Source organism: Emticicia sp., assembly GCF_049241225.1.
Classification (GTDB): domain Bacteria; phylum Bacteroidota; class Bacteroidia; order Cytophagales; family Spirosomataceae; genus Emticicia.
The window spans coordinates 55,971-66,602 of record NZ_JBMLRC010000092.1 but is presented as its reverse complement, the minus strand read 5'-3'; the positions used below and the strand labels follow the sequence as shown (position 1 = coordinate 66,602).

The following is a 10,632-nucleotide window of genomic DNA, read 5'->3' as shown; positions in this document are numbered from 1 at the left end:
ATTAATAAAACCGTAACTTTGGCCACAAATATAACAAAGCTATGAATCTTGACTTAACAGGAAAAACGGCCTTAGTATGCGGCAGCACACAAGGAATTGGAAAAGCCACAGCCATAGAATTGGCTCTTTTGGGTGCGAGCATTACACTTGTTGCTAGAAATGAAGATAAATTAAGGTCTGTATTAGATGAATTACCACGCAAAAAAGGTCAGAAACATCGCTACCTGTTGATAGATTTCTCAAAAACAAATCAAATTAAATCTCGCATCGAACGTCATTTGAAGAAGTATCCAGAAGCACATATTTTGGTCAATAATACAGGTGGGCCAGTTGGAGGGGCAGTGCTTGAAGCCAGCACAGAACTTTTTGTACAAACATTCAATGAACACGTTGTTTCGGCTCAAATTCTGACGCAGGCAGTAGCTCCAAGTATGATAAAGGCTGGTTTTGGTCGAATTATTAATATTACTTCGGTCGGAATGAAGCAGCCAATAGTTGGTTTGGGGGTGTCAAATACAATACGTGGTGCGATGGGTAATTGGGCCAAGTCAATGGCCAATGAGTTGGGGAAGTTTGGTATTACGACCAATAATGTTTTGCCGGGTTATACCACAACTGCTCGTTTGCAGAAAGTAAACGAAATGCGAGCTGCTTCTACGAATAAATCTGTGGCAGAAGTAGAGCAAGAGTTAATCAAAGACATTCCGATTGGTCGGTTCACTTCGCCGCAAGAAACTGCTGCTGTAGTGGCATTTTTATGTTCGCCTGCGGCTGCTTCGGTTAATGGAGTAAGCATTCCAGTTGATGGTGGAAAAACGAGTAGTTTGTAAAGCCCCTCTCCTGATTGGTAAAAATATTAGAGATTGATGATTAAGGATTGGAGATTGTAGATGTGCATTTTACTTCTACAATTTACAATCCCTAATCACTAATACTCAATTAAATCTTTAAATAGGGGGCTTTTACGCTTGTTTAGCTACTTGAATGTTGAAAGCTAATCTTACTTCATCACTTACAACTACGCCACCAGCTTCCGTAACTGCACCCCAAGTAAGACCAAAATCTTGACGATTGATTTTACCCGAAATATCAAAACCTGCTTTTGTATTGCCGTAGAAATCACCCATGATTCCACCAAATTCAGCTTTTAAAGTTACTGATTTAGTTGTTCCTTTGATTGTCAAATCGCCAGTTACTGTATATGTATCATCATCAACTTTTTCCATTGAAGTAGAAGCAAAAGTCAATTTCGGGAAGTTTTCTGCATCAAAGAAATCTGCTGATTTCAAGTGACCATCTCTTTGCTCTTGTCCAGTCGAGATGCTGTCGATGTCAGCCGAGAAACTTACTTTTGCACCTGCAAAATCTTCATCATTTGTTGTTTCTACGCTTCCTTCGTAAGTGCCGAAGTTACCTGTTACAGTCGAAATCATCAAGTGTTTTACTTTGAAGTTTACTTCTGAGTGCGTTGGGTCAATAATCCAAGTTGCCATTGTTTTGTAAAGTTTAAATTTTATGAATATTTTTAATAATGTTCTTACATTGTATGTATATACATATAATACAAATAAGACTAATAAAAGGTTTCACAGAAATAAAAAAAAGTGTTATTCTTTTTTTAGAATAACACTTTTAGATAATCAAGTGTTTGATTATCAGTCGATTATTTCTTTGAAGTTTCTTTCAAAATTCCTTCACAAATGTCTTTGACAATGCTTGGGCCTTCGTAGATAAAGCCCGAATATACTTGTACGAGCGATGCCCCCGCATTGAGTTTATCAATGGCATCTTGGGCTGTGTAGATTCCTCCTACACCAATAATAGGGAATGCTTTGTTTGATTTTTCGGACAAATATCTGATTACTTCGGTTGAGCGGTCGGTGAGGGGTTTTCCGCTTAATCCACCCGCTCCGATTTCGGTAACTGTTTCTTTATCAGATACTAAGCCTTCTCGGCTGATGGTTGTGTTGGTGGCAATTACGCCCGCTGTGCGAGTTTCTTTCACGATTTCGATGACATCATCGAGTTGTTCGTTGGTCAAATCGGGGGCAATTTTCAAGAGAATTGGCTTTGGTTTTGACTTTCGGCCGTTGTCTCTTTCCAAAACTTTCAAAATATATTTTAGTGGCTCTTTTTCTTGTAAATCTCTCAGCCCTGGAGTATTTGGCGAGCTTACGTTTACTACAAAATAATCAACGTAAGGGTAAAGGTCATTGAAGGCTTTGAGGTAATCATAGACGGCATCATCATTTTCGGTGACTTTGTTTTTACCGATGTTTCCACCGATAATCACTTTTGATTTGCGTTTACGCAGATTATTAGCTGCTTCGATTGAGCCTTCGTTATTGAAACCCATACGATTGATGAGTGCTTCGTCGGGTTTTAGTCTGAAAAGACGAGGCTTTTCATTGCCTGCTTGAGGCTTTGGCGTAACCGTTCCGATTTCGATAAACCCAAAACCAAGATTTGAGAGCTGGTCAGTCCAAACACCATTTTTATCGAAACCAGCCGCTAGTCCTACGGGGTTTTTGAAGCGTAAACCAAAAACTTTTCTTTCGAGACGAGCATCTTTTTTCTCAAAAATCAATCTCAAAATACTGGGCATGAGCGGAATTGCACAAGCAGTTTTGAGGGCATTCATCACAACGTAGTGAATTTTCTCAGCGTCGTAGCGAGTGAGGTATGGGAATACAAAACTTTTGTAGAAACTCATTTAGGCTTTAAAAATTTAGGTTTTATGTAAGTGTTTTTTGCAAATTATTTGATACTCCTTTTGTGGTTTTGAATGGCACCAAAACCAAATCTTGAATTTTATATAAGACTTTTTGAGTATTAAAAATATACAGCAAAGCAGAACGAATAGATAGGTTTACAAAAGTACGATTTATCCACAAAATTTCCGCAAAAATCGCTTACAACATTTTGATGATGAAATGATGGATTTGAAAAGTACAATTTTTTATTGACTTGGTTCAATTGCCTGTGCGGCTAATTTACACTCAAATATAAGTTCATCCTCATATTTTTAAGGTTTAGATCAGTATTTTATTGCTTCATCATCTTTGTTTTCCTGATTTAATCTTGATTTTACAAATTTGTATTACTAAAAGTGTCTTCTAAAAAAAATTATAAAAACTTTGAACCTTTTAAAAGTTTCCTGAGTTTCTTAGAGTATAAAAACAATTTATTACAATGAAACTGGGTCATTTTTAAGAGCAAATAATGGAAGTAAGAGAGCGTATATTAAAAACTGCCGAAGAACTTTTTATGAAGTTTGGGATTCGTAGTGTGACAATGGACGAGATTGCTTCTGAACTCGGGATTTCGAAGAAGACAATTTACATGCACTTTGAGGATAAAGATGCAATCGTACATGAAGTTGCTACATTCAGAATGAGTTGTGAGCAGGATATTTCCGAACAGATTTGGAAAGAAGCCGAAAATCCGATTCATGAAGTTGTCAAAGAAATAGAAATGTTGCAAACCCACGTTGCGGCTCTAAATCCAGTAGTTATTTATGATTTGAAAAAGTATTATCCAAAGACATGGGCGGTTTTTCAACAACACAAACAAACGATTTTTTTGGATATAACCCGTCGTAATCTGCAAGAAGGGGTAAATCTGGGGCTTTACAGACCCGAAATTAATATTGAAGTCTTATCAAGATTACGCATGGAAGAAATTGATTTTGCGTTCGACCAAAGTGTTTTTCCGAATAATGTCTTTAATCAGTTTGAGATTCATCAAACGTTTATCGACCACTTTCTGAGGGGAGTGCTAACGCCAAAAGGTTTAACCGTTTACGAACAATATATAAATACTGATAATAACTAAATATCCATTTTAAAAAGAATACCTACAAAACCAAAGTCTTAATTTAAAACAAATACACAAATATGAAAATAAAATACCTACGGGCGGCGACACTCTGCCGAAGGGCATTTAGCTTACTTTTTCTGATTGTGGGTACGAGTGCGTATAGTCAGCAATCGTTCACACTAAAAGAGGCCGTTCAATATGCTTTAAAAAACCATATTACTGTAAAAAATGCCGAATTAGAAATCTACTCAGCTGAAAACACTATCAAGCAGGTAAAAGCTGCTGGTATGCCGCAAGTTAGCGGTCAGTTTCAGTACACCGCCAACGTGATTGTGCCGACACAATTGGTTGATGCTAAGAACTTTAATCCTCAAGCCGCCGATGGCGAAGTTGTAAAGTTTAAGTTTGGTGTGCCGTGGGGCGGGCAAGCAGGCGTTGGCGTAAATCAGTTGATTTTTGATGCTACTTGGTTGGTTGGATTGAAAGCTGCACCAGTGTATCGTGAATTAGCTCAACGCAGCGTAACAAGCTCAAAAGTAGCAGTTGCCGAAAATGTAATGAAGGCTTATTATTCGGTTTTAGTTGCCGAAGAAAGAAGCAAAATTCTGGGCTTGAATATTAGTCGTTTGGATACGCTTCTTCGTGAAATCAAGATAATGAACGAAAAAGGTTTCGTAGAAAAATTAGACGTTGACCGCCTACAAGTACAACGCAATAATTTGGTTACGGAAACAATCAAAGTACAAAACCTGATTCAGTTGTCTTATGGTTTATTGAAATTTCAGATGGGAATCAAGCAGCAAGAATCAATTTCGCTGAAAGATAAACTTTCTGAAACCGATGTAAATACGCTGCAATTGCCAGAATATCAGGGAGTTGACTATGTAAATCGTATTGAGTATTCAACTTTAATGACGCAACGTAAACTCACAAACCTTGACATCGAACGTATTCAGAAAGGTGCTTTACCAAAGGTGTTTTTCAGTGGTTCGTTAGGGGCGGGGCATAGTAACCCACGTTTCAATCCTTTCGAGCGTTGGTTTGGTTCGTCGGCTTTGAGTTTAGGTGTGCAGATTCCGATTTACGACAGTGGTCTTCGCAAGATTCAGATTCAACAACAAAACATCAATTTGACAAAAATCGACCAAAGTGCTTTGTTGTTACGTGAATCGTTTGAATTACAGGCAAGCCAAGGAATTATCAGTTTGAAAAATGGTTTAGAAACGCTTAAATCTCAGAAAGCAAATATGGAATTGGCTACTGAGGTGGTTCGAGTATCAAAAATCAAATATCAAGCTGGTGCAGGCACAAACATCGAGGTTGTCAATGCAGAATCATCATTGAAAGAAGCACAAACCAATTATTTTGCGGCCTTATATGATTTATTGATTGCAAAAGTAGATTTAGACAAAGCAATGGGTAAACTATTGGCCGAGTAGCCCAGTGGGCAGTTTTCAGTAATCAGTCTCAGTACTTTCTGAAAAAACTCAAAATATAGTCATTCACTCATTCAAATATTCATTCACTGATTCATTAATTTTAATATGAAAAACACATTATATATTTTATCAGCAGTAATCATTTTAGCTTCTTGCTCAAAAGGAGGCGGAGATAAAGTTTCGGAAAAAAGAGCCGAGCTTGCTAAACTTCAAGCCGAAGAAAAAACACTGGCGGCAAGTATCAAAAAACTTCAAGCCGAACTCGATATTCTCGACCCAAAGAAAGAGGTTGAGAAAATTATCGCTGTAACTGTTTCACCGCTTACAACGCAGACTTTCAAACACTTTGTAGAAATTCAAGGTCGTGTTGATGCTAAAAATAATCTTTTTGTTTCACCACAAATGGGTGGAGCTATCACGAATCTTTATGTGAAAGAAGGTGACTACGTGAAACAAGGCCAAGTAATTGCTACGATTGATAACTCGGTTTTGAAGCAATCAATCCAAGAAATTGACGTACAGTTGGGTACAGCAAAGGTTTTCTACGAAAAACAGAAGTCGCTCTGGGACCAAAAAATCGGAACAGAGATTCAATATATTCAAGCAAAAGCTAATGTTGAAGCTCTCGAAAAACGCTTGGCTACACTTCAAACACAAACCGCAATGACTAAAGTAATTGCTCCATTGAGTGGTTTTGTTGACGAAGTGCGTATGCGTGCAGGCGAAATGGCTGCCCCAGGTCTTGGAATTGTGAGAATCGTAAATTCTGATAATTTAAAGGTGATAGCACAAGTGGCTGATACCTACGCAAGTACAATCAAACAAGGAGATGTAGTAACTATCAAATTTCCTGATTTAGGTAAAGAAACAACCGCCAGATTGACATTCGTTGGTCAAACAGTAAATCCTGCTTCAAGAACATTTGCAGTAGAAGCTTCGATTCCGAAAATTGACCCTAAATTAAAGCCAAACATGACTGCCGTGATGAATATCAACGACCAAGCTAAAGGTAATGCGATTATCATTAATCAAAATTATATTCAGCACACTGAGTTAGGTGATATTGTTTATGTGGCCGTAACCGAAGGTGCAAAGAAAGTAGCACGTAGCCGTAAAGTAACAACAGGCGTAACCTATAATGGCGACATTGAAATTACATCGGGCTTGCAGTCAGGCGATATGTTGATTACGCAAGGTTACCAAGATTTAGTTGACGGACAAGCGGTTAATTATTAAATAACCCCACCCAACCCTCCCCGATAGGGAGGGCTTAAAAAAATATTTAAACTTTTTCTCACAAAAAGACCTTTAACAAGTCCTCTTTTAAATTCTTCCCTATCGGGACAGTCCGATGGGTCGGAGGATTTAGGTGGGGCATTTGGATTATGGAAAAAGATAATTTACATGAACAAGATTTACCACACGGAAGTGGGGCTATCTACAACCTCGTTCGCTGGTTAGGCAATAACCAAACGACGGTCTATATTTTTACGGTCATGATTTTTATGGCGGGTTTGGGAATCTATTTCAACCTTCCAAAAGAGCAGTTTCCTGATATTAAAGTACCACAGATTTACGTTCAAACGATTTATTTCGGAACTACACCTTCCGACATCGAAAACGTAATCAATAAACCAATCGAGAAACAACTAAAGACAATTTCGGGCGTAAAACGCATTAAATCTAATGCTTTGCAAGATGTTTCGGTGATTTTGGTAGAGTTTAACCCAGACGTAAAAGTTGAGGCGGCTCTTCAAAAAGTACGTGATGCGGTTGATAAAGCCAAGCGTGATTTACCACAAAAACTCGATAGTGGCCCAACTGCCCAAGATGTAAACTTCTCGGAGTTTCCGATTATGAATATCAACTTGGTTGGAAACTTTCCGCTTGAAAAACTCAAAGGATATGCCGAACAATTGCAAGATGAGATTGAGTCTTATCCAGAAATTACGAAAGTTGATATTGTCGGAACTCTAAAACGTGAGATTCAGATTAACCTCGATTTGTATAAAATGCAAGGAGCAGGTCTGACTTTCTATGATATTCAGAGTGCAGTTCAAGGCGAAAACGTAAATATTTCGGGTGGAGAATTGAACGTTGACAATGTGCGTCGTACGATTCGTGTAAAAGGAGAATTTAGTGGTGTTCAACAAATTCAAGACTTACAAGTTCGTAGCTCGACAGGTGCAACGGTTCGTTTGGGCGATGTGGCTGATGTGCGAGATAGCAACGAAGAACAACAAGATTTTGCTCGTTTAGATGGAAAATCGGCCGTTACGCTCAACGTGGTGAAGCGTGCAGGTGCAAACGTAATTGCGGTTTCGGAGCGTATCGAAAAATTACTCGAAAAATATCGTGAAGACCGTTTCCCGCAAGGTTTGGAGGTAAGAGTTACGGCCGATACTTCGGAGCGTGTTAAGAGCGAAATTGCAGACTTAGTAAACACCGTTGTTTTAGGTTTTATCTTCGTTGTAATCGTTTTGATGTTTTTCATGGGTGTGCGTGATGCCATCTTTGTTGGTCTTTCGGTGCCACTTTCGGCTCTAATTGCCTTCATTCCGCTTTGGTTTTCGGGCTTTACACTCAATACAATCGTACTTTTTGCATTTTTACTCGGACTCGGAATTGTGGTAGATGATGCCATCGTGGTTATCGAAAACGCCCACCGTTTATTCAATAGATTCAAAAATCTGAGCATTAAAGAAGCCGTGGCTTTGGCAGCGTCAGAAGTTTTCTTGCCTGTATTGTCAGGAACACTCACTACTATTGCTCCGTTCTTTCCACTATTATTTTGGCCAGGTATTGTTGGTGAATTTATGAAATATTTGCCAATAACATTGATTTACACGCTCTTGGCTTCCTTGATTGTTGCTTACGTAATCAACCCAGTTTTTGCGATTTCATTCATGAAACGTCATAACGAAGGCGACCACGAAGACACAAGTTTCAAAGCTATTCGACGCCCAATGATAATCATGGCAGTTATTGCACTTCCTGCCTATTTGATTAATGTCGGTCTTGGTAATCTCGTTGTTTTGTGTGCTATTTTGTATGCTTTCAACCATTTTATTCTTACCCCAAAGATTATCATACCTTTCCAAGATGGAGCCTTACCACGTTTTAAGCAAGCATATCGTAACCTTATCTCGTGGGTCATCACTGGGTATCGTCCTGTATATGCGGTTTTGAGTATGTTTGGTTTATTGATTCTGACATTCGTTTTGTTGGGAATCGTGAAGCCAAAAGTTATTTTCTTCCCGAGTGGCGAGCCTGATTATATTTATGTGTATAACGTTATGCCAGTCGGCACCGATGCTCGTGTGACAGACTCAGTGACCAAGGTTATCGAAAGCAAGGTTTTTGCAGTAATCAAAAGAAATAAGGCCGAAGGTGCGATAAACTCAGTAATCTCAAACGTTGGTAAAAACGCAGGTGACCCTTTCAATCCTGACCGTTCGGCAACGCCTCAAAAGTCGAAAGTGACAGTTGCGTTTGTGAAAAAAGAATTCCGTGGCGAAACTTCTTCGGCCAAGCTTTTGGAAGAAATGAGAAAAGAGATTCAGGGAATTCCAGGAAGTGAAATTTCGGTACAAAGAGAAAACAACGGCCCACCAACAGGAAAGCCAATTTCGGTTGAAATTTCGGGTGATGAGTTCGATAAACTCATCGAAATCGAGAAAGAGGTGCGTAAACGTATCACTGCTGAAGGCATTCAAGGTATCGAAGAATTAAAGTCTGATTTGATTACGAATAAACCCGAAATCATTGTTGATGTCGATAAAGTGAAAGCTCAACGTGAAGGTATTAGTACCTCACAAATTGCTTTGGCGATTCGTACTGCCTTATTTGGTGCAGAAATCTCGAAATATAGAGATGATAAAGACGAATACCCGATTCAGCTAAGATTAAAAGCCGATGACCGTAATCAGATTGAAAAATTGTTAAGCTTGAATATCACTTATCGTGATATGAATTTGGGTGGTATTTTACGTCAAGTTCCGTTAAATTCGGTGGCGAAAGTAAGCTATTCAACTACTTTTAGCCAAATCAATCGCAAAAACCAACAGCGTATCATCACGCTTGGTTCGGAGGTTTTGAATGGCTACAACGCCAATGAAATTGTGGCAGAGATTCAAGAAAAAGTAATTGATAGAATGGAGATTCCGAGCGGCTATATCGTGAAAATGGGTGGCGAGCAAGAAGAACAAGCCGAAACAGGAATGTTCTTGGCAGGAGCTTTGGGAGCAGCCGTTTTATTGATTTACTTGATTTTGGCAACACAGTTCAACTCGGTTATAAAACCAGTTATCATTTTTGTTACGATTCTACTTTCATTTATTGGGGTATTTTTAGGTTTTATGGCCTTCGGAATGACCTTCTCAGTAATTATGTCGGGTGTTGGTATTATTGCATTGGCAGGTATTGTGGTGAAAAACGGTATTTTGCTCATTGAGTTCACCGACGAATTACGCAGTAGAGGATACGCCCTCAAAGAAGCGATTGTAGAAGCAGGAGGTGTACGTCTAACGCCAGTGTTATTGACCGCATCAGCGGCCATCTTAGGACTTGTGCCTTTGGCGTTAGGAGTAAGCCTTGACTTCGTGACGATGTTTACCGAGCTAAATCCACACTTATTTTTTGGCGGAGACAGTGCCGTTTTCTGGGGAATCTTAGCATGGACAATCATTTTTGGTTTGAGTTTCTCAACCGTACTTACATTGGTCATTGTGCCGTGTCTGTACTACATCAATGAGCGTGTACGTGACAAATGGTTTCGCAAGAAAAAAACAGTAGAGTTAGTTGAAGAACCAGCTTAATTTCTGAAAACTCGCCTGAGCGAAGTCGTGTTGCCTGAGCGAAGTCGAAGGCAGCAGCAACAAAAATCCCCATTCTCGCAAGAGTTTGGGGATTTTCTTGTTAATTTGCTATCATAAATTTTAAGAAAGATGCAATTTCGACCCTCATACCTTTTGATTCTGCTTTGCCTTTTCTGCTTTACTTGTTCGGATAATAAGCTGAAAGTTAAGAATAATTCTTCAAAGGAAATTATTGTATATTATTCTAAAACCGATAAGCTTGATAAGTATAGTTATGGGGTAAGTATTTTACCCAATTCATCCAGAAGTTTGTTGGCTTTAAATCAAACATGGGAATATATATTTGAAAAAAGCCCAGACAGAAAAGTACGTTTCTACATATATGATGCTAATTTATTGTTTGATAAAACTACCGAAGAGCAATTTGATTTAATTTTGGACACAAAAAACTGTTTAAGTAAACTAAAATTTAGTGTGTCACAGCTTGAAAACTCCAACTGGGAAATATCTTACAGTGATTAGTGGCAATCAATAATAAACAAGTTAAAACCAAGTCG

7 protein-coding genes are annotated in these 10,632 nt (G+C 38.7%); 5 read left to right on the top strand and 2 right to left on the bottom strand.

Going from position 1 to position 10,632, the window contains the following annotated elements; all coding sequences use genetic code 11:
* Positions 1 to 41: 41 nt before the first annotated feature.
* Positions 42 to 830 (top strand): SDR family oxidoreductase, encoded by a 789-nt coding sequence (locus ACOVO2_RS05670; RefSeq protein ID WP_421769030.1) that lies wholly within the window; start codon positions 42 to 44, stop codon positions 828 to 830.
* A gap of 132 nt (positions 831 to 962) precedes the next feature.
* On the opposite strand, the gene ACOVO2_RS05665 is transcribed toward ACOVO2_RS05670, so the two are convergent.
* The gene (locus tag ACOVO2_RS05665; RefSeq protein WP_421769029.1) at positions 963 to 1,493 is read right to left on the bottom strand and encodes a YceI family protein; all 531 of its coding nucleotides are present in this window, start codon (positions 1,491 to 1,493) and stop codon (positions 963 to 965) included.
* 170 nt (positions 1,494 to 1,663) lie between these two features.
* On the bottom strand, positions 1,664 to 2,713 hold the full coding sequence (locus ACOVO2_RS05660) for a quinone-dependent dihydroorotate dehydrogenase (protein ID WP_421769028.1): 1,050 nt from the start codon (positions 2,711 to 2,713) through the stop codon (positions 1,664 to 1,666).
* Positions 2,714 to 3,222: 509 nt separating this feature from the next.
* On the opposite strand from ACOVO2_RS05660, the gene ACOVO2_RS05655 reads away from it, so the two are divergent.
* The 4 genes from ACOVO2_RS05655 (at position 3,223) to ACOVO2_RS05640 (ending at position 10,075) form a co-directional block, all read left to right on the top strand.
* Positions 3,223 to 3,834, top strand: coding sequence for a TetR/AcrR family transcriptional regulator (locus tag ACOVO2_RS05655; protein ID WP_421769027.1), 612 nt, complete (start codon positions 3,223 to 3,225; stop codon positions 3,832 to 3,834).
* Between the two features lie 62 nt (positions 3,835 to 3,896).
* A complete protein-coding gene (locus ACOVO2_RS05650) occupies positions 3,897 to 5,258 on the top strand; it encodes a TolC family protein (RefSeq protein WP_421769026.1) in 1,362 nt (453 codons plus the stop codon).
* 105 nt (positions 5,259 to 5,363) lie between these two features.
* Entirely contained in the window at positions 5,364 to 6,494 is a 1,131-nt protein-coding gene (locus ACOVO2_RS05645; RefSeq protein ID WP_421769025.1) for an efflux RND transporter periplasmic adaptor subunit, read from the top strand.
* Between the two features lie 149 nt (positions 6,495 to 6,643).
* Positions 6,644 to 10,075, top strand: coding sequence for an efflux RND transporter permease subunit (locus ACOVO2_RS05640; RefSeq protein WP_421769024.1), 3,432 nt, complete (start codon positions 6,644 to 6,646; stop codon positions 10,073 to 10,075).
* Positions 10,076 to 10,632: the final 557 nt, after the last annotated feature.